Origin of the sequence: Streptomyces sp. NPDC052225 (genome assembly GCF_040679615.1) — a bacterium.
Lineage (GTDB): Bacteria > Actinomycetota > Actinomycetes > Streptomycetales > Streptomycetaceae > Streptomyces.
On the sequence record NZ_JBFAVD010000026.1, the window covers coordinates 79,612 to 99,296 of the forward strand.

Annotated in this window: 16 protein-coding genes; 9 read left to right on the plus strand and 7 right to left on the minus strand. The window is 73.8% G+C overall.

Annotated features, from left to right (window positions below):
• Positions 1-104: 104 nt before the first annotated feature.
• Positions 105-974: a pentapeptide repeat-containing protein gene (locus tag AB0L37_RS30650; protein ID WP_365512565.1), complete on the plus strand. Its 870-nt coding sequence runs from the start codon at positions 105-107 to the stop codon at positions 972-974.
• 57 nt (positions 975-1,031) lie between these two features.
• Positions 1,032-3,224, plus strand: coding sequence for a germacradienol/geosmin synthase Cyc2 (cyc2, locus tag AB0L37_RS30655; RefSeq protein WP_365512568.1), 2,193 nt, complete (start codon positions 1,032-1,034; stop codon positions 3,222-3,224).
• Between the two features lie 12 nt (positions 3,225-3,236).
• Here cyc2 and AB0L37_RS30660 read toward each other — a convergent pair whose 3' ends face one another.
• Both AB0L37_RS30660 and AB0L37_RS30665 read right to left on the minus strand, forming a co-directional pair.
• The gene (locus tag AB0L37_RS30660; RefSeq protein WP_365512571.1) at positions 3,237-4,673 is read right to left on the minus strand and encodes a hypothetical protein; all 1,437 of its coding nucleotides are present in this window, start codon (positions 4,671-4,673) and stop codon (positions 3,237-3,239) included.
• 61 nt (positions 4,674-4,734) lie between these two features.
• On the minus strand, positions 4,735-5,478 hold the full coding sequence (locus AB0L37_RS30665) for a hypothetical protein (RefSeq protein WP_365512574.1): 744 nt from the start codon (positions 5,476-5,478) through the stop codon (positions 4,735-4,737).
• 95 nt (positions 5,479-5,573) lie between these two features.
• On the opposite strand from AB0L37_RS30665, the gene AB0L37_RS30670 reads away from it, so the two are divergent.
• Together AB0L37_RS30670 and AB0L37_RS30675 are read left to right on the plus strand one after the other, a co-directional pair.
• Positions 5,574-6,428: a LysR family transcriptional regulator gene (locus AB0L37_RS30670; RefSeq protein ID WP_365512577.1), complete on the plus strand. Its 855-nt coding sequence runs from the start codon at positions 5,574-5,576 to the stop codon at positions 6,426-6,428.
• 107 nt (positions 6,429-6,535) lie between these two features.
• Positions 6,536-7,120 (plus strand): PDZ domain-containing protein, encoded by a 585-nt coding sequence (locus AB0L37_RS30675; protein WP_365512581.1) that lies wholly within the window; start codon positions 6,536-6,538, stop codon positions 7,118-7,120.
• 18 nt (positions 7,121-7,138) lie between these two features.
• Here the strand turns inward: AB0L37_RS30675 and AB0L37_RS30680 are convergent, their stop codons facing one another.
• The gene (locus AB0L37_RS30680; protein ID WP_365512584.1) at positions 7,139-7,891 is read right to left on the minus strand and encodes a metallophosphoesterase; all 753 of its coding nucleotides are present in this window, start codon (positions 7,889-7,891) and stop codon (positions 7,139-7,141) included.
• Positions 7,892-8,136: 245 nt separating this feature from the next.
• On the opposite strand from AB0L37_RS30680, the gene AB0L37_RS30685 reads away from it, so the two are divergent.
• Together AB0L37_RS30685 and AB0L37_RS30690 are read left to right on the plus strand one after the other, a co-directional pair.
• Positions 8,137-9,273 (plus strand): aminopeptidase P family protein, encoded by a 1,137-nt coding sequence (locus AB0L37_RS30685; RefSeq protein WP_365512588.1) that lies wholly within the window; start codon positions 8,137-8,139, stop codon positions 9,271-9,273.
• A 6-nt stretch (positions 9,274-9,279) separates the two neighbouring features.
• Positions 9,280-10,152, plus strand: a complete 873-nt coding sequence (locus AB0L37_RS30690) for an aminoglycoside phosphotransferase family protein (RefSeq protein ID WP_365512591.1) — start codon at positions 9,280-9,282, stop codon at positions 10,150-10,152.
• A 231-nt stretch (positions 10,153-10,383) separates the two neighbouring features.
• Here the strand turns inward: AB0L37_RS30690 and treZ are convergent, their stop codons facing one another.
• Together treZ and AB0L37_RS30700 are read right to left on the minus strand one after the other, a co-directional pair.
• Complete coding sequence (treZ, locus tag AB0L37_RS30695) at positions 10,384-12,144, minus strand: malto-oligosyltrehalose trehalohydrolase (RefSeq protein ID WP_365512594.1); 1,761 nt, start codon at positions 12,142-12,144, stop codon at positions 10,384-10,386.
• Positions 12,145-12,237: 93 nt separating this feature from the next.
• The gene (locus tag AB0L37_RS30700; protein ID WP_365512682.1) at positions 12,238-13,092 is read right to left on the minus strand and encodes a GNAT family N-acetyltransferase; all 855 of its coding nucleotides are present in this window, start codon (positions 13,090-13,092) and stop codon (positions 12,238-12,240) included.
• 204 nt (positions 13,093-13,296) lie between these two features.
• Here AB0L37_RS30700 and AB0L37_RS30705 point away from each other — a divergent pair, with 204 nt between their 5' ends.
• Entirely contained in the window at positions 13,297-13,848 is a 552-nt protein-coding gene (locus tag AB0L37_RS30705) for a DUF1707 and FHA domain-containing protein (protein ID WP_365512597.1), read from the plus strand.
• A 149-nt stretch (positions 13,849-13,997) separates the two neighbouring features.
• On the plus strand, positions 13,998-14,429 hold the full coding sequence (locus AB0L37_RS30710) for an SSI family serine proteinase inhibitor (protein ID WP_365512600.1): 432 nt from the start codon (positions 13,998-14,000) through the stop codon (positions 14,427-14,429).
• A gap of 27 nt (positions 14,430-14,456) precedes the next feature.
• Here the strand turns inward: AB0L37_RS30710 and AB0L37_RS30715 are convergent, their stop codons facing one another.
• The gene (locus AB0L37_RS30715) at positions 14,457-15,698 is read right to left on the minus strand and encodes a M14 family zinc carboxypeptidase (RefSeq protein WP_365512603.1); all 1,242 of its coding nucleotides are present in this window, start codon (positions 15,696-15,698) and stop codon (positions 14,457-14,459) included.
• A 468-nt stretch (positions 15,699-16,166) separates the two neighbouring features.
• Between AB0L37_RS30715 and AB0L37_RS30720 the strand changes: the two genes are divergently transcribed.
• Positions 16,167-17,267 carry a cytochrome P450 gene (locus tag AB0L37_RS30720; protein WP_365512606.1) on the plus strand — a complete coding sequence of 367 codons (1,101 nt, stop codon included), beginning with the start codon at positions 16,167-16,169 and terminating at the stop codon, positions 17,265-17,267.
• Here the strand turns inward: AB0L37_RS30720 and treY are convergent.
• Positions 17,227-19,653, minus strand: a complete 2,427-nt coding sequence (gene treY / locus AB0L37_RS30725; protein WP_365512609.1) for a malto-oligosyltrehalose synthase — start codon at positions 19,651-19,653, stop codon at positions 17,227-17,229. The two genes, AB0L37_RS30720 and treY, sit on opposite strands and share 41 nt — an antisense overlap.
• Between the last annotated feature and the right edge of the window lie 32 nt (positions 19,654-19,685).

Sequence of the window (19,685 nt, forward strand, 5' to 3'; positions counted from 1 at the left end):
TCGACTCCTGGGATGGGGTGTGCGGTTCCGGTCGCGTCAACGGTGGCGCGGGGAGAGCCGGGCCACAAGGGGGCGTGCGGGGCCCGTCGGGGACAATAGGGGGCGTGACCTCCTCTGATCCGACTGATGCCCGTCGTCCCGCCCTGCCGCTCGCCGATCTCGCCGCCGACTGCGGCAACTGCTTCGGGCTGTGCTGTGTCGCGCTGCCCTTCGCCAGGTCCCAGGACTTCGCGGCGAACAAGAACGCGGGCACGCCGTGCCGGAATCTCCAGAGCGACTTCCGCTGCGGCATCCACGCCACCCTGCGCGACGAGGGGTACCGCGGCTGCACCGTCTTCGACTGCTTCGGCGCGGGGCAGAAGGTCTCGCAGGTCACCTTCGGGGGAGTGAGCTGGCGGGAGCGGCCCGACAGCGCGCGGACCATGTACGAGGTCTTTCCCGTCATGCGTCAACTGCACGAGCTGCTCTGGTATTTGGAGGAGGTGCTCACACTGCCCAGGGCCGCGGCCGTGCACCGGGACGCGCGCCGGGCCCGTGACACCGTCGACCGGCTGACGCGCGCGGACGCCGACGAACTGCTCGCCGCCGACGTGCCCGCGATCCGCGGCGACGTCAACACCGTGCTGCTCAAGGCCAGCGAGCTGGTCCGCGCGGACGTCCCCGGGGCGCTCGGCCGCAAGAAGAACCACCGCGGCGCCGATCTCGTCGGCGCCCGCCTCAAGAAGGCCGACCTGCGCGGCGCCAACCTGCGCGGCGCCCTCCTCGTCGCCGCCGACCTGACCGGCGCCGACTTGCGCTCGGCCGACCTGATCGGCGCGGACCTGCGTGACGCGCGGCTGGCCGGGGCCGACCTCACCGGCAGCATCTTCCTCACCCAGGCCCAGCTGAACGCGGCCCTCGGCGACGGTGCCACCAAGGTGCCTGGGGCATTGCGGCGGCCCGCGCACTGGAAACAGGAAACGTTCACGCGATAGGACGATCATGTGCCGCGCCGGGGATGGCAGTTGACCGGCGCGGGTAGGGCCGCGCACATGACACAGCAGTCCTCGCAGCCGTTCCAGCTCCCGCGCTTCTACATGCCATACCAGGCGCGGCTCAACCCGCACCTCGACGAGGCCCGCGCGCACTCCACCGCGTGGGCCCGCGAGATGGGCATGCTCGAGGGCAGCGGCATCTGGGACCAGAGCGACCTCGACGCGCACGACTACGGCCTGCTCTGCGCGTACACGCACCCCGACTGCGACGGGCCCGCGCTCTCGCTGATCACCGACTGGTACGTGTGGGTCTTCTTCTTCGACGACCACTTCCTCGACATGTTCAAGCGGACCAACGACCGCGAGGCCGGCAAGGCCCACCTCGACCGGCTGCCGCTCTTCATGCCGATGGACCTGGACAGTCCGGACGCAGCCGTGCCCGAGCCGGAGAACCCCGTCGAGGCGGGCCTCATCGACCTGTGGCGGCGCACCGTGCCCGCCATGTCGGCCGACTGGCGCCGCCGCTTCGCCGAGTCGACCGAGCACCTGCTCAACGAGTCGATGTGGGAGCTCTCGAACATCAACGAGGGCCGGATCTCCAACCCCGTCGAGTACATCGAGATGCGCCGCAAGGTGGGCGGTGCGCCGTGGTCGGCGGGGCTCGTCGAGTACGCGACCGCCGAAGTCCCCGCGTCCGTCGCCGAGTCGAGGCCGCTGCGCGTCCTCATGGAGGCCTTCTCCGACGGCGTCCACCTGCGCAACGACCTCTTCTCGTACGAGCGCGAAGTGTGCGACGAAGGCGAACTCTCCAACGGCGTCCTGGTGTTGGAGACCTTCTTCGGCTGTACGACACAGGAGGCGGCGGAAGCCGTCAACGACGTGCTCACCTCGCGGCTGCACCAGTTCGAGCACACCGCGCTCACCGAAGTCCCGGCGCTCGCCCTGGAGAAGGGCCTCACGCCGGACGAGGTCGCGGCCGTCGCCGCGTACACGCAGGGCCTCCAGGACTGGCAGTCCGGCGGCCACGAATGGCATCTGCGCTCCAGCCGCTACATGAACAAGGGTGCCGTCCCGGAGTCTTCGCCGCTGGGCGGGCCGACCGGGCTCGGCGCGGGCGGCGCGGACATCCGGGCGCTGCTCGCGTCCGTCGGCGCGGAGCGGCTGCGGGCGTACACGCACGTCCCGTTCCAGAAGGTCGGCCCGTCCCGGCTCCCCGACTTCTACATGCCGTTCGAGCTGAAGCTGAACCCCGCCCTCGACGGCGCGCGGGCCCGGCTCGTGCCGTGGGCGCACCGCATGGGCATCCTCGCGGAGGGCGTCTGGGACGAGGCCAAGCTCGCCGCCGCCGACCTGGCGCTGTGCTCGGCGGGGCTCGACCCGGACGGTTCGCCGGAGGCGCTCGACCTCAGCGCGCAGTGGCTCGCGTGGGGGACGTACGGCGACGACTACTACCCGCTCGTCTTCGGGCACCGGCGCGACATCGCCGCCGCGAAGGCGTGCACGGCGCGCCTGACGGCCTGCATGCCCGTCGACGGGGAGCCCGCGCCGGTCCCGGTCAACGCCATGGAGCGCGGCCTGCTCGACCTGTGGGCGCGCACCACCGCCGCGATGACGCCCGAGCAGCGGCGCACCCTGAAGGCGTCCGTCGACGTCATGACGGAGAGCTGGGTGTGGGAGGTCGCCAACCAGCTCCAGAACCGCATCCCCGACCCCGTCGACTATCTGGAGATGCGCCGCGCCACCTTCGGCGCCGACCTGACGATGGGCCTGTGCCGGATGGGCCACGGTCCGGCCGTGCCGCCGCAGGTGTACCGCAGCGGGCCCGTCCGCTCACTGGAGAACGCGGCTGTCGACTACGCGATGCTGGTCAACGACGTCTTCTCGTACCAGAAGGAGATCGAATACGAGGGTGAGATCCACAACGCGATCCTCGTCGTACAGAACTTCTTCGGCATCGACTACCCGCGGGCGCTCGGCATCGTGCACGACCTGATGACGCAGCGCATGCAGCAGTTCGAGCACGTCGTGGCGCACGAATTCCCCGTCCTGTACGAGGACTTCAAGCTGTCCGCCGAGGCGCGCGGGATCCTCGACGGGTACGTCGATGAGCTGCGCAACTGGATGGCGGGCATCCTCAACTGGCACCGGGAGGTGGACCGTTACCGCCCCGAGTACCTGGCGCGGCGGGCGCACGGCTTCCTGCCGGACCGGATCCCGACGGCGCCGTCCTTCGCCTGGGCAGCCTCCTGAGCGGCTCGCGGTTCAGACGCTCCGCGCGCCCGGCTCCGAGAGCTGGGCGCGCAGGGCGTCGGCGGCGGCCCGTACGGCGTCCGCCTGCGCGGCGGGCAGGCCCGCGGCGGCTACGGCGTAGTGCTCGCGGGTGAGGTGCACGCCGAGCATGACGCCGCGCCAGTGCCGGACCAGTTCGTCGTCGGAACGGTCGAGCTGGTCGCGCAGCGTCGTCAACGTATCCACGGCGGCGGCCAGTTGGCCGCCTTCGCGCTCCAGGCGGGCCAGGGTGAGAAGGGCTGAGACCCGCCCGTACGAACCCGGCACCGGGTGGGCGACGGCGACCGCGTGGCGCTGGGTGCGCAGGGCCTGCGCCGTGTCGCCCAGCTCCTCGAACATCCCCCGCATCGTGGACAGTTCGACCGCCTCCCACGGGTCCTCGTCGAGCCTGCGGACCAGGGCCGTGCGGGCGAGCTCGGTCAGGTCCTGGGCGAGGGCCAGCTCGACCCAGGCCAGGAACGGTTCGTCGGCCGGATCGTCGCCGAAGAGCGAGTCGTCCCATTCCCGGGCCCAGGCGCGTAGGTGTTCCGCGGTGGCGTCGCGGTCCGGGATGCCGGACAGGCCCAGGTGCGTGTCGTACGTCGTCGCGCGCGCGGCGTGCAGCAGCGCGAGGTCGTCCGGATCGCCGGCCAGGCCCACCAGGACGGCGGCGAGGCGCAGCTCCTCGGTCATCCCCGCGTCCCGCGCCTCGCGCGCCAACAGCCGCCGCAGGAACGGCAGATCGGTGGCGCGCCGGTCGAACTGGGCGGCCCGCAGGACGAGCGTGCGGCGCACCGGGTCGGCCACCGCGTCCAGCGCGCCGGACGCGTCCGCGCGCAGGGCGGCCAGGTCGGCGCGGCCCCGCGCCAGGACCGGCTCCCACAGCGGACGCCGCGGCCACGGAGCGAGCGGCCGGTAGGCGCGGCCCTCGGCCGCGTTCAGGAGCAGATGGTCAGGCTCCGTGCTCGCGAGCGCCGCGTCCAGGAGGGCGAGCAGCTCCGCCGGTGAGCGCTCCGCGAACCCGAGCGCCTTCCTCAACTGGGCGCGCTGTGCGTCGAGTTCGGGCGCGCACTCCTCCCGCATCTCCTCCTCGGCCTCGGCCACGCGCGCGAGGATCTCCTCGGGCGGCGCGTCGGCGGTGAGACCGGCGGGGCAGGCCGGGAGCCCGACGAGGATCTCGACCGCCTCGTCGACCGACGCGCCGACGACACCGGCCGCGCCCTCCGAGTCGGCGTACAGGACCGCGCCGTCGTCGCACACGAAGTACGTGCCGCCCGTGTCGGACCCGGCGACCGGCCGCAGCCCGCCGCCGCAGGCGAGCCGTACGTCCTCGACGTGCGTGGTGCGGCCGAGGTCGAAGGCGAAGGGGAAGGCGGCGAGGGCGGCGAGGCGCGGGTCGTCGCGGAGCAGGCGGAGGGTGCGGTCGGTCATGCGGTGGTGTGGACTCCGTTCCGGCTTCGCTTCGCTGGTCCCCGGGAGTCTGCCACGACGGTCACACCGGCTGACGGCCCGGTGAACCGGCCCGCGCGACCGCCGCGCGGGCCAGCGCCCGGATGACCGGGTGCGGACGGCTGCCGTCGCCGGACAGCTCCGGCTGGAACAGGGTCGCGAGGAAGAACGGGTGCTGCTCCCGCGGGAGTTCGACGATGCGGACCTGCCCCTGCTCGTCCGCGCCGGTGAACCGCAGGCCGTGCGCGCGCAGTGTGCCCAGGTGCGTGGCCGCGGGCCCGTAGCCGCAGTGGTAGCGCTCGACCGTGCGGTCCGCGCCGAGCGCCGCCTCGGCGAGCGAGCCGCCGGTCGTGGTCACCGTGCCCTCGTGTCCGACGAGCGAGCAGCTCAACGGGGCGATGAGGAGATCGTCGGCGCCCGGGTCGTTCTCGGCGTGCGCGACGCCCGTCAGGCCGCACACATGGCGGGCGTATTCGAGGAGCGTGTGCTGGAACCCGCCGCACGTGCCGAGGAACGGGATGCGCTCCTCGCGGGCCGTGCGGATCGCGGCGAGCGCACCGGCCTCGCTGCGGTACGGGCTGCCGGGAAGGACCCACACGGCGTCGAAGTCCCGTACGGCATCGGGTCGTTCGGCGTCCTCGGTCGGGATCCAGTACGCGTCGAGGGCCAGGCCCTCGCGGCCAGCGAGCGCGTCGAGGAGCAGGGGGACGCGGGTGTGCGAGACGACGTGCGGGGAGCGGTCGGCGACGAGGGCGATACGGGCGGGCGGGGACATGAGTGCGGGCATGGGGTCATCGTCGGCGGCGGCCGTGGTTCACGTCCAACGATGAAGACTGCACCCTCCATAAGCGTTGCTGATGTGCGGCTGCCACCCTGGGCCGCATGGACCCGCACCTGCTGCGCACGTACGTCACCGTCGCCCGCCTCGCCTCCTTCTCCGCGGCGGCCCGGGAGCTGGGCTACACCCAGTCCGCCGTCTCCCAGCACATCGCGGCCCTGGAGCAGGACCTCGGCGCTCCGCTCCTGACCCGGCGGCCGGTCGCGCCGACGCCCGCCGGGGAGCGGCTCCTGGAACACGCGGGCCCGCTGCTGCTGCGCCTCGACGCGGCCCGCGCCGACGTGCGCCGCAGCGCGGCGGCTCCCGGTGGCGGGCTGACCCTCGCCGTCACGCCGACCGCGCTGCGCGAGCACACGGCCGCGCTGCTGCCGCACACCGCCGTGACCGTACGGGTGCTGGCGCGCGAGGAGATCCCCGCCGAGGTCGCGACGGGCGCCGTCGATCTGGGCATCGTGGACGGGGTCGCCGCGCCCAGCGACCCGCTGCGGCTGCCCGACGTCGCCCCGCTGACCACGCACGGCATCGCCGAGGAGCCGGTCCACGTGGTCCTGCCGGCCGGCCATCCGCTGGCCCGCCGCGCCGGGCTACGCCTCGTCGACCTCGTCGACGCACGCTGGCTCGACGCCCCCGGCGCCGGTGTCCCGCTCGACCGGCTGCGGGCGGCGCACGGCGGCGGTGGCTTCCGTCCGGCGTTGCGCTACGAGGGCACGGACCTGCGCACGCTGCTGGCGCTGGCGGCGGCGGGGCACGGCCTGACGGTGCTGCCCGCGTCGCTCGCCGCTTCCTGCCCGACCGCGGTTCCGCTCGTCGCGCCGCGCGTCGTCCACCGTACGGAGCTGGTGCACGCGGGGGAGCTGCGCGGGCCCGCGGCGGAGCTGGCGGCGGCACTGATGGGCTGACCTGCGCGGAACCGCGGGTGTTCGAGCGCGGCCCGGCACTCTCACTCGTTCGGGGATCGTCGCGCGCCGGACCGGCGGGTAGAGCTGTGGCCGGAGGCGAGCGACCTATGGAACAGACCGCGTTGCGACCCAAGTCCATGCCCGGAACCGCGGGGGACGACCCCGGCGGCGCCCCCGAGCGAAAGCCGCGCCCCGCGCGGCGCCCGCACGCCGCGCGACGGCGCGGAAAGCGCCTGGTCACCTGGTTGTCCGGGCTGCTGTGCGCGGTCGTTCTGGTGCTGGCCGGCGTGGGGCTCGGCACCGTCGGGGCCACCGTCATCAGCATGAGCAAGCTGGCCGAGATGCAGAAGCAGGCGGCGCAGGCGCCCCCGCCCGCACGGAAGCCGACGGCGCCGCCCGCGCCGTCCCCGGCCGCCGCCGCGGCCAAGGGCAGCCTCGGCGTCGAGGTGGTCGACGCGCCGAAGGGGCCCGGCGCGCTGGTGGTCGCCGTGCACGTGCCGGGGCCGGGATACACCGCCGGACTGGTGCGCGGTGACGTCCTGGTGAGCCTCGGCACGGCGCGGATCGGCTCGGCGAGCGACCTCGCGGCGGTCGTCGCGGACGCGCACCCGGGGCGGCAGCTGACGATGACGGTCCGTCATGACAGTGGTGCCCGCCAGGAGTTGACGGTCACCCCCGGCGTCGTGACCTGACAGCCGGCCGACCTGGGGTCATACCGTGCGGAAGTGCGTGGTCAACCGCCGCTCGTCGTCCAGGACATGGAACGCCAGACCCACCGGCGCCTCCAGGTCCGCCACCTGCTCGCCCTCCCAGGGCAGCCGCAGCGTCCACGTCACCCCGGGCCCCACGATCAGCGGCCGCCCGGCGAACGTGGTCGCCGCCGGCGAGTGGGCGTGGCCCGTGATGAGCCCGACGATCTCCGGCCGGCGCTCCAGCAGGCGCGCCAGGGCGCGGGGTTGGCCGAGCTGGTAGCGGTCGGGCAGCGGGTGGTGCAGCGCGACCGGCGGGTGATGGAAGGCGAGCAGGACCGGCGTCTCGCCGTCCAGCGCGTCGAGCTCCTCCTCGATCCAGCCGTACGTCTCCTCGTCGAGCGCCCCTTCGTCGGCGTCCGGGATGCTGGAGTCGCACATCAGGATCGCGGCCCCGCCCACCCGGTGCGCACGGTTGACCGGGGTCGTCGCGGCGTCCTCGCGCAGCAGGGCCTTGCGGTAGGGCGCGCGGCTGTCGTGGTTGCCGGGGCAGGTCAGGACCGGGAACGGCGACGCCGGGTCGTGCAGGCCGAGCAGCTCGGCCGCCTCCTCGTACTCCGACTCGGCGCCGTGGTCCGCGATGTCGCCGGTCACCAGGAGCGCGTCCACGGTCCCCGGCAGTGCCCGCAGATGGTCCATGACGCGGCGGGCCCGCTCGGTCGCGCGCGGCGTGCCGTCGAGGTGCGGATCGCTGATCTGGGCGAGCACGAGCATGGGCGTACGTCCTTGTCTGAGTCGTTCGGGCTTACGAGCCGCTCGGGCTTCCGAGCCGTTCGGTGTTCCGAGCGTGCTTAACGGGATACGTGGATCTAAGCATTAGAGATAATGCTTGAACAAGGTGCCGGCGTTCATTGCCGGTGCCCGGTGGTGAACCGATGGCCAGGGGGCGGACTCGCGCCGTCCCCGGCCGCCGGGCAGGATGCTGCCCAGAGTCAGTCCCCTTCATGGAGGTTCCGGAGATGACGACCGGCACGCCCGCGCCCTTCACCGCCGCCGACTACAAGGCCCGTATGGAACGGGCCGCGCAGTCCGCCGCCGACGCGGGGCTCGCCGGGGTGCTCGTCGCGCCGGGGCCCGACCTCGTCTGGCTCACCGGCTACTCCGTGCCGGCCGACACCGAGCGGCTCACCCTCCTCGTCCTCGCCGCGGGGCAGGAGCCCACCCTCGTCGTGCCGACGCTGGAGGCGCCCGACGCGGCGAAGGCCGCCGGCGCCGACGCGATGACGCTGCGCGACTGGACCGACGGCAAGAACCCGTACGACGTCACGGCCCCGCTGCTCCGGTCCTCCGGGGGATCCGGCCGCTTCGGCGTCAGCGACAACGCCTGGGCCATGCACCTGCTCGGACTCCAGAGGACGCTGCCCGACACCTCGTACGTCTCGCTCACCGAAGCCCTGCCGATGCTGCGCGGCGTCAAGGACGCCGCCGAACTGGAGCGGCTCGCGGCCGCGGGCGCCGCCGCCGACGCCACGTACGAGGAGATCAAGAAGGTCGCCTTCGCGGGGCGCAAGGAGAACGACATCGCTCGCGAACTCGCCGGCCTGCTCCGGCAGTTCGGGCACTCGCAGGTCGACTTCACGGTCGTCGGATCGGGACCCAACGGCGCCAACCCGCACCACGAGGCGAGCGACCGCGTCATCCAGCACGGCGACATGGTCGTCCTCGACTTCGGCGGACTCAAGCACGGCTACGGCTCCGACACCACCCGCACCGTGCACGTCGGCGAACCGACCGACGAGGAACAGCGCGTGCACGACATCGTGCGCGAGGCGCAGACGGCGGCCTGCGACGCGGTGCGGCCCGGGATCGCCTGCCAGGACGTCGACCGGGTCGCCCGCAAGGTCATCACCGACGCCGGGTACGGCGAGTACTTCATCCACCGCACCGGGCACGGCATCGGCGTCACCACGCACGAACCCCCGTACATGATCGAGGGCGAGGAGCAGGAACTCGTGCCCGGCATGTGCTTCTCCGTCGAGCCGGGCATCTACCTCCCCGGCCGTTTCGGCGTCCGCGTCGAGGACATCGTCACCGTCACCGAGGACGGCGGCCGGCGCCTCAACGCCACGGCGCGGGACATGGCGATCGTGAGCTGACCCGCCATGCCGCCGACGCCGCAACAGCCCACCGCCGAGACGGTGCGCCACCTCCTGGAGCCGCTGCTCCCCGGCGGTGGCGACGTCCGCGCCGCGACCTCGCCGTACACCTGGTGGGTCGGCGACAAGCACGTGCTGCGCCTCGCCCCCGACGCGGCCGCGTCGACGCGGCGCCGGCGCGAGCTGCGCCTGCGCGACCTCGTCCGCCCCTACGTACCGGTCGCCGTGCCCGTCGGCATCGCGTCGGGGGAGTGGGCCCCCGGCCTCGGCTACTCCCTGGACACCCGGCTGCCCGGCGACAACGCACAGGAGCGGGAGGTCACGGCCGCCGGCGAGGAGGACCTCGCCGGGCTGCTCACCGCCCTGCGCGCGGTACCGGTGGCGCGCGCCGCTCAGCTCGGCGTGCCCAAGGCCGCGCCGCGCTCCCTGGAGAACCTGCGGCGCGCGGCGGCGCCCGCGGCCCAGAAGCTCGACGGGCAGGGCGAGTTCGACGCGGAGCGGCTGCGCCAGCTGACCGGCCACGCGGTGGCCCAGCTCGGTCCCCTGCCCGACGCCGTCCTCGTCCACCACGGCCTCTCCGGCGAGCACCTGATCGTCACGCGCGACGGCCGGGTGACCGGGGCGCTCGGCTGGGGCGACGCGGTCATCGGTGACCCGGCGGAGGACATCGCGGGCCTGGCGGCGTCGGTCGGCGCGCGGGCGGCGGTGCGGTCGGCGACGCTGGCGGGGTACGGGGCGCGGGCGTGTCTGCGGGGCCTTTGGCTGGGGCGGTGCGATGCGGTGGTTCGGCTGGCGGAGGGCGGGGACTCCGGGGTGCTGAGGGTGCGGCTCGAACGGGTGTGGGAGCCGATCCTGTTGGAGCTGGTGTCGGACGGGTGAGCGGGGCTGTCGTCGACGGTTCTGTGTCTGCCGGTCCGGTGGGGGCTGGTCGCGCCGTTCCCCGCGCCCCTGAGATGCGCACTGCGTGCGCCATCTCATAGGGCGCGTCTCATCGGGGAAATGCGACGCGAAGCGTCTGCATGTCTGGGGCGCGGGGCTGTGTCATGAGCGGCTCCGCCGCGGGGCGCGACCAGCCCCCACTCACTCGCACCCGCAAACGCACCGCACCCCCTACGGCGCGACAGCGACCACGCAGGACTCCGCCGGAACCGTGAGAACGCCATCCGCCCCAGGGACGTCAACCCGCTCCCACGCCGCCAACAGCGCAGCGACAGGCCGGCCCAGAGGAATCGACACCGGCACCCCGGACAGGTTCACCGCCACCCGCAGATCCCCGCGCCGGTACGCGATCCACCGCGCCTCCTCGTCGTACGCGACCCGCACCGCCGCCAGATCCGGATCCTGAAGGTCCGTGCGGGCGCGGCGGAGCGCGATGAGTTCGCGGTACCAGGCGAGCACGCGCGCGTGGTCGCCGCTCTCGCGCTCCGACCAGTCGAGGCAGGAGCGCAGCCGCGTCGCCGGGTCCTGCGGGTCGGGGATGTCGGCCTCCGCCCAGCCGTGCGCCGCGAACTCCCGCCGCCTGCCCTTGCGTACGGCGTCGGCGAGCGACGGATCGGTGTGGTCCGTGAAGTACTGCCACGGCGTGCTCGCCGCCCACTCCTCACCCATGAACAGCATCGGCGTGAACGGGCCGGTGAGGACGAGTGTCGCCGCGCACGCGAGCAGGCCGGGGGAGACGGAGGCGGCGAGCCGGTCGCCCTGGGCGCGGTTGCCGACCTGGTCGTGGGTCTGCGTATAGGCGAGCAGCCGGTGCGCGGGCGTGCGGGTGCGGTCCAGCGGACGGCCGTGCCGGCGGCCGCGGAACGTCGAGTACGTGCCGTCGTGGAAGAAGCCGTGCGTGAGCGTCTTGGCGACCGCCGCGAGGGGACGGGCCGCGAAGTCCGCGTAGTAGCCCTGCCGTTCACCCGTGACGGCGGCGTGGATCGCGTGGTGGACGTCGTCGTTCCACTGGGCGTGCAGGCCGAGCCCGCCCTCCGCGCGGGACGTGACGACCCGCGGATCGCCGAGGTCGGACTCGCCGATCAGGAAGAGCTGGCGGCCCAACTGCTCGGCGAGGGCGTCCACTTCGGCCGACAGTTCCTCCAGGAACGGCAGGGCGCGCCGGTCGTGGAGCTCGTGGATCGCGTCGAGCCGCAGCCCGTCGAGCCGGTAGTCGCGCAGCCAGGCGAGGGCGCTGCCGATCAGGTAGGCGCGCACCTCGTCCGAGCCGGGCGCGTCCAGGTTCACGGCGCTGCCCCACGGCGTGTGGTGGGTGTCCGTGAAGTACGGGCCGAAGGAGGGCAGGTAGTTGCCGGACGGGCCCAGGTGGTTGTGGACCACGTCCAGGACGACGCCGAGCCCGAGCTCGTGCGCCGCGTCGACAAAGCGCTTCAGTGCCTCGGGGCCGCCGTACGGCTCGTGCACGGCCCACAGGCTGACCCCGTCGTAGCCCCAGCCGTGCCGGCCGGGGACCGGGCACAGCGGCATCAACTCGACGTGCGTGACACCCAGTTCGGCCAGGTGTGCGAGGCGCTCCGCGGCGGCGTCGAGCGTGCCCTCCCGCGTGAACGTGCCCACATGCAGCTCGTACAGGACCGCACCGGTCAGCTCCCGCCCCGCCCAACCGCCCTGCCACACATACCGGTCGTGGTCGACGACCGCGCTCAGGCCGTCGGGCCCGTCGGGCTGGCGGCGCGAGCGGGGGTCGGGCAGGACGGGGCCGCCGTCGAGCGCGAACCCGTACCGCGTCCCGTCCCGCGCGTCGGCGGAACCCGACCACCAGCCGTCGCGGTCGGGATCACGCTCCAAGGCGTGCTCGACGGCTGCTGTCGCGACGCCTTCCATGTGGAGCGTGACCTGCTCGGCCTGTGGTGCCCACACCTCGAACTGCACGGACGGTTCCCCTCGTCTGCGGCCGGTGACGACGCGTCCATGGTGCGTCACTCTTGATCGTCAGGGGGCCGTTTCGGCGAGGTGCGGCCCGGGTCACACGAAATGGACGCGCTTCTGGATCACCGGGTACCCGGCCTTCGCGAAATTCGCTGCCATCGGGACGTTCCCGTCGTCGGTGGCCGCATCGATCGCCCCGGCGCCCTGCGCGACGAGGAAGTGCGTCGACTCCGCCAGGAGGTCATACGCATAACCCCGGCCGCGCTGCTCCGGCACGACCCCGATGAACCCGATGATCGGCCCCGAGTGGTTGTACGCGGGCACATGGATGCCGACGAGTTCGCCCGTGTCCTCGGTGTACGCCAACTGCAGCCATTCACGCGGCGACGGACACCAGTGGAAGAAGTCCAGCTCCTCCTGGGCGGCCTGGTCGAGGCCGCCTTCCTCGACGGCGCGCAGCGCGTGCGCGTCCAGCGTCGAGGAGTGCACGCGGCGCAGCACGTCGAGGACGACGGTGTCGTCGGGCTCGGGCCGGAACTCCAGTCGGCCGGGCCGCTCCGGAAGCCCGTCCCGCGGAGTCCACCGGTAGCGCAGACGCTCCACGAGCAGGCGCATGCCCGCCTGCCCGGCCGCCTCCATGCGCGCTTCGGCGGCGGCGCGGACATCGGGACGCTCGCTCCAGTCACCGGGCAGGATCAACTCGTACTCGACGTCGTACGGCGCCCGGCGGAGGAGCTCGACGCCCGCCTCCAGGTCGTCGGGGTCGACGTCGAACCAGTTCAGGTTGACCGGCTCCGTGTCGTCCGGCGCGCCCCACCAGGCGGCCCGTGCCACGACGCGTCCCCCGCGCAGCGCCACCCAGGTCCGGGCGGGGTCGTAGTCACCGCCCTCGTCGAAGGTCCGGTAGTCGACGCCCGTGATGACGCGGCCGACGAGGCCCGGGTCGTCCATGGAGCGGAAGAGCGCGGTGTCGGCCGTCGCGGCGTCGCCGCCCGTGAGGGCGCGAATCGTCAGGTCCCGCGGTGCAGAGGTCAAGAACTCTCCTTGTGGAGCGGCCCGTTCCCGGCCGCGGCGGCGTCGAACCTAGCAGTGGGGCATACGCGACGCTCCCCGTTTTCTGGACACCCCGGCCCCCGCTGCCCGACAATCGCCACTGTGACGTCCTCTTTTGAACACCACACGTACCCGGCTCGGGTGTCCGACGCCGAGCGGGACCGTGCGCTGAAGGTGCTCAGGGACGGCGCCGCGCTCGGGCGGCTCTCGCACGACACGTTCGTGCGTCGGATGGAGCTGGCGCTCGCCGCCCGCAAGCCCGACGAACTGGCCGCGCTCACCGCCGACCTGCGCCCGGAGAACCGGTGGACGCGGGCCGTCTTCGGGGCCGTCGGAGCGGTCTCCGGGTTCACCGTGCGGCTGCGCCGCGCCTGGACCGTCGAGCGGCTGCCGAAGCTGCTCCTGCCGCCGGTCGCCAACCCGTACCCGCTGCGCATCGGCCGCGATCCGGCCAACGGCCTGCGCCTGAGCCACGAGACGGTCTCGCGGGTGCACGCCGAGCTGAGCCGGCAGGGCGGCACGTGGGTGCTGCGCGACCTCGGCTCCACGAACGGCACGTCCGTGAACGGCCGGCGGGTCATCGGTGCCGCCGTGGTCCAGGACGGCGACCAGGTCGCCTTCGGCCGCATGTCGTTCCGGCTCTCCGCGAGCTGAGTCGGGCTGAGCCGACTGCCCGTTCCCGCCGTCCCGTTCGGGTGGATGGCGCCGTGTACCCGGTGCGGTAAGGGCCTGTCCGTGTCGATGTATGCAGCGGCACGGGCGAGCGCCCGCGCGCCCCTGGAACGCGAGGAACGGTGACATCCATGGCCCTGGTATCGGTCACGAAGGCACGCGGCACCCTGCTGGCCGCCGCGGCGGCCTGCGCCCTGCTCGGCGCGGCGGCGGGCACGACCCAGGCGGCTCCTCAGGAGTCGCTGCCCGGCAACTGGGTCTACCTGTCCGTCATGGAGGGCGACGGCGTCCTCGGTGACATGGAGGGCACGCTGTTGCGCTGCCCCGCGCACACGGCGGCGGGCCACCCGTACGCCGCCGCGGCCTGCCGTGAACTGGCGGCGGCCAAGGGCGACATCAACCGGATCCCCGTACAGGACACGGCCTGCCTCATGATCTACAAGCCGGTCACCGCCGTCGCGTACGGGATGTGGGACGGCCGGCGCGTGGCGTACGCGCGCGACTTCTCCAACGAGTGCGTGCTGCACGCCAGCACGGGGTCGGTCTTCAAGACCGACGACTGACCGCCCTTCAGCTCTTTCCCGGGGTGCTCACCCCTGAGCGTGCCGGACCGCCGCGATCGTCGTCCGCGCCTGGTGCTCGACCTGATGCGCCACCGGGACCCAGCGCGCCCCGAACCGGTCCGCGTACACCGCGCACCAGCGCGTGACGAGGGCGTCGAGGCGGGGCGCGGCCAGGTCGTCGGCCTCTTCCAGGACGCGCAGCAGCATCGCGGCGGCCCGAAGCGGCAGCCGCCGGGCGAACGCGTCGATGGAGCCTATGTACGCCATCGTCGCGTCCGGCGGCGGCGGTTGCACCCAGTCGTCCGCCAGGCCCGGCACCAGGCTCAGCGCCCAGCGCGCCGCCCGCAGCAGCGGGCCCGATGTGTCGGGCAGACGGGGCAGCGACTCCGCGAGGATGTCCTCCACGAGGCGGGTGTCCCGGCTCAGACGTGCCGACAGCCGCGCGAGGGCCCGCTCGGGCGCCGGGTGCGGCGCCGGGTCGTCGACGAGGTCGCTGGCCCACATGGGGACCTCGACGATGGCCGTGGAGCCGCCGTAGCGGTGGGCGTGGTGCCAGGTGGAGTGCCGCGCGTCGTCCGGCAGGCTCGGGAACGCGGCCTGCGCGTCGGGCTCCGGCATCACATGGACCCCGCGCCCGGACGCCGGCCAGCCCGCCGCGTCCGACGCCCCGGTCTCCACCGGGATGTGCAGCTCCGCCGCCGACTTCGCGAAGGGCTCCGCGAGCCCCGGTATGTCCCGGGTCAACTGCACCCAGCTGCCGCCCAGTTCGGTGCCGTGCAGCGAGACCTGGAGGTAGGGGCGCAGCTGGTCGATGACGCCGGTGAGCGCCCGGGTCTCCGGCGGGAGGCGGTCCGGCGGCAGTACCGAGGGCGACCACTCGGGCTGTTCGGGGCCCGCGGGGCGGAAGAAGTGCCGGTGGTAGTCGAGCAGCGTGCGCGGCGCGGGCGTGCGGTGCAGGGCCGCGCCGTCCGGGTCCGCGCACAGCAGGAAGTGCCAGGACCGGTCGGATCTCAACTCGCGGTCCCTCAGGGCTCGTTCGGCCAGGTGCAGCACCGTGGAGGCGCCCGTCGGCTCGTTGGCGTGCGCGCCCGCGACGATCAGGACGGCACGCCGGTCGTGTCCCACGGACAGCAGTTGCAGGGGTCTGTTCCCTCGGGACATGCCGACCTGGCGTAGATGGCACAGGTCAGGTCGGTGGGTCGCCAGCTCCCGCGCTGACTGGACCACTTCGGCCGAGGTGGGGTAGCGCTGGTCCGTCAGATGACTCACCCCCGTTGGTGCTCCCGGCGTCAGCAAAACGCAGTACCCCACGCCGGGACCGGCCTGTCAAGAAGGCCTTTGCGGGCCGCCGTCCCGCTTTCCGGCGCCCGCGCAGGCCACACCCCGCGTGACAGGAGAACGTCTCGCCGACAGACTTCGTTCCGCTTCTCCGGTCGTGGGTCCCGCCTTCTCCGGTCGTGTTCTCCGGTCGTGCGTCCCGCCCTGAGATACGCGACCGGCAGGCCGCGTGTTCAGACCGATCTCGACGGAAATCCAGGGCCACGGCACTACGCAGCGTCGCGGTTTTCACTCGTACGGGTGTACGGGCGCGGCGTGCCGGGGCCCTCGGTGGTGGGCTGGGAGCAGCCGCGCGCAGCATCGGCGCGCGCATCGGCGCACAGACGGGAGCCCGCGGTGCTCTGCCCTCCTGGACAGGCCTCCCGTCCCGGGGCGTGTCGTCACCGCCCCGCCTGCCCCGTGCCGCCGCCCAGCCTCGCCGACCCCGCCGTGGCCCGCGACCCGTACCCGCTGTACCGCCGGCTCCGCGACGCCCACCCCCTCCTTCATGACGAGGCCTTCGGCGCGTGGCTGCTCAGCCGCTACGTGGACGTGCGCGCCGCCCTCAGCGACCCCCGCCTGGTCGCCCCGCCGCCCGGCCGCACGTTCGCCCACCTTGAAGAGGCCACGCACGACGCCCACCGCGCGCTCGTCTCCCCGGCGCTACAAGGGCGCGCGCTGGCCGCATTGAAGGCGGGCGTCGACCGCACCGCCTACGTGCTCGCCCGCCGCCTCGTACGCCACCAAGAGGCCGATCTGGTCGAGGAGTTCTGCCACTGGCTGCCCGCCGCGGCGGTCGTGGCCGCGCTCGGCCTGCCGCACGCCGACACCGCCCGCGTCACCGCCTGGTGCCGCACCGGCCTGACCCACCTCGGCGGTGCCCCCGCCGACCTCGACGCTTTCCTGCGCCCCCACCTCGCGCGCCGCCGCGCCCACCCGGGGGACGATCTCCTGTCCGTGCTGTGCACCGCGCGGGCCGGCGGGCGGCCGCTGTCCGACGAGGCGGTCACCGGGCTCGTGGCGACCCTGCTCGGCGCGGGCGGCGAGGCCACCGACCGGGCCCTGGCGGCGCTCCTCGCCAACCTCCTCGACCACCCGGCCCAGCTGGCGCTGGTGCGGGCCAGGCCCGCGCTGGCCGACGCCGCGTGGGCCGAGTCGCTGCGCCGCGACCCGGCCGTGCACATCGTGCTGCGCCGCGCTCTCGCGCCGGTCGCGACGAGCGGCGGGACGATACCCGCCGGCGCCACCGTCGCCTGCCTCGTCGGCTCCGCGGGCCGGGACGCCACCCGCTTCGCCGACCCCGACCGCTACGACGTCTTCCGCGCGGCCCCGGGGCAGCTCGCGTTCGGCGCGGGCCGGCACCGCTGCCTCGGCGTCCAGCTCGCCCGCCTCACCGCCCGCTCGGGCCTGTACGCCCTCCTGGAGGCGCTGCCGGCCGTGCGCTGGGCACCCGGCTTCCGGCCGGCCCCCGAGGGCCTGCTCACCCGCTCTCCGGCCGCTGTACGGGTGTCCCTGCACTGACGTCCGTCCCCGCACTGCCGTCGTCGGCCTCGTCCGGCCGCACCAGCAGCACCACCGGCAGCCGTCCGAAGAGGTCCGCCACGCGCGCGCGGCCGCTGAACCGCCGCTCGGGGGCGAGCAGTTCGGTCCATTCGCCGTCCGGCAGGAGCAGCCGCGTGTCCTGCCAGCCACCCGCCTCGGCGAGCCGCAGCGACAGCCGGGTCACGGCCACGACCACCCGGTCCGAGCGCATGTAGGCGACGCAGTGCGCCTCGCCGGGGCCCTCGGCGGACAGCGGCGTGTACGTGGCCCCGCCGCCGAACCAGTCGGGATGCCTCTTGCGCAGGCGCAGGGCCGCCCTCGTCAGATCCGCCTTCTCCGAGGACCGGCCGGCGTCGAAGCGGGCCGGCGCGCGGTTGTCCGGATCCACCAGGGCGCGGAACTCGTGCTCCGTGCCCTGGTAGAGGTCGGGGACGCCCGGCATCGTCAGATGGACGAGGGCCGCGCCCAGGATGTTCGCCCGCACATGCGGCGCCAGCGAGTCCATGAAGCGCAGCACCGCGTCTCCAGGGGGACCGCACGGGCCGGCCGCCACGAAGTCGCGTACGGTCTTCTCGTAGGCGGCGTTCTGCTCCGTCCACGTCGTGAACAGGCCCGCCTCGCGCGCGTGCTTGAGCATCGCCCGCTGGAGCCGCTCCGGCTCCGCGGGGCCGAGCCCGGCCACCGTCTGCCAGGCGGCCCACGCCAGTTGGAGGTCGGGCGCGCTCGTGCCGCCGCCGTGCGCGGTCCGCTCCGTCACCCCGGCGAGCAGCGCCTCCCACCGGCCCGGGCACTGCGTCAGGACCGCGATGCCCGCCCGCACGTCGGCGCTGCGCTTCGTGTCGTGCGTGGACAGCGCCGTCGACGTGTACGGCCAGTCCCGCTGCACGCGCGCGCAGTAGGCATGGAACGCCTCCGCCGCTGTCGCGGGAGCGTCCGGGCAGCCGCCGACCTCCAGGGCCGACAGGAGCGGCGTGTGCCGGTAGAAGGCCTTGTCCTCGACCGACTTGGCCCGCAGCGCCGACGCGGTCTGCGCGAACCGGTCGCGGAACGCCCGGTGCCGCGGCCCCGTGCCGCGCCGCCCCAGCGCCAACTCCCGTACGGCGTCGACCGCGCGGGCCTCCTCAGGGACGGTGAACGCGGCTTTCGCGTCTTCCGCGTCGGCTGCGGTCAACACCGTCTCCGGGTCCGCGCCGCCCGTCGCGTACGGGCGGTACACCGGGACGCGTACGAGCAGCTCCCGCAGCGCGCCGCGCAGCGCCCACGGCGCGTGGTCGCGCAGCTCCGGCTCCAGGGCGCACAGCGCGCTCGCCTCGCGCGTCAGCCGGTCCACCTCCGCGGCGAGCTCGTACGTCACGACCCGGTGGGCGGCGCGGCGCACCGTGGCCGCCCAGTCGCCGCCGTGGTCGGCCGCCGCGCCCGTGAACCGCCGGAACAGGCCCAGGAGGTGGCCGGCCCCCGCCGGGTCCGTGAACAGGCCGTCCACGTGCCGCAGGGCGTCGTACCCGGTGGTGCCCGCGACGGGCCACGCCGCCGGGAGCCGCTCGTCCTCCTCCAGGATCTTCTCGACGACCGTCCACCGGCCGCCCGTCGCCTCGGCGAGCCGCTGCACGTAGCCGCCCGGGTCGGCGAGGCCGTCGGGGTGGTCGACCCGCAGCCCGTCGACGACACCCTCGCGGATCAGGCGCAGCACGGTCGCGTGCGTCGCCTCGAAGACCTCCGGGTCCTCCATCCGCACCGCGATCAGGTCCGAAATGGTGAAGAAGCGGCGGTAGTTGAGCTCCGTGCGGGCCAGCCTCCACCAGCACAGGCGGTACCACTGCGCATCCAGGAGCTGCGGCAGCGGCAGGTCCCTGGTGCCCTCACGCAGGGGGAACTCGTGCTCGTAGTAGCGCAGTACGTCGCCGTCCACCTTCAAGTGGGGCAGTTCGTCGCCTACATGTCGCGCGAGGACCGGCAGCAGGACCCGGTCGCCCTGCGCCTCCCAGTCGATGTCGAACCAGCGCGCATACGGAGACGTCGGGCCGTGGCGCAGCACATCCTTGAGCGGGCCGTTGTGGCGCGCGGACGCCGCCATGTGGTTGGGCACGATGTCCACGACCAGGCCGAGCCCGTGCTCGTGCGCCGTGCCGGCCAGCGCCCGCAGGCCGCCCTCGCCGCCCAGTTCGTCGCGCACGCGCGTGCAGTCCACCACGTCGTAACCGTGCGTCGATCCGGGCACGGCTTCCAGGACGGGCGACAGATGCAGATGGGAGACCCCCAAGGAGGCCAGATACGGGACCGCGTCCGCCGCCGCACCGAACCCGAAGTCCGGTTGCAGCTGGAGCCGGTACGTCGCCCACGGGGTCGTCGGATGCTGAGGCGTCATGCGAACCTACGTACCCGCCTGGGTGGCTTTCG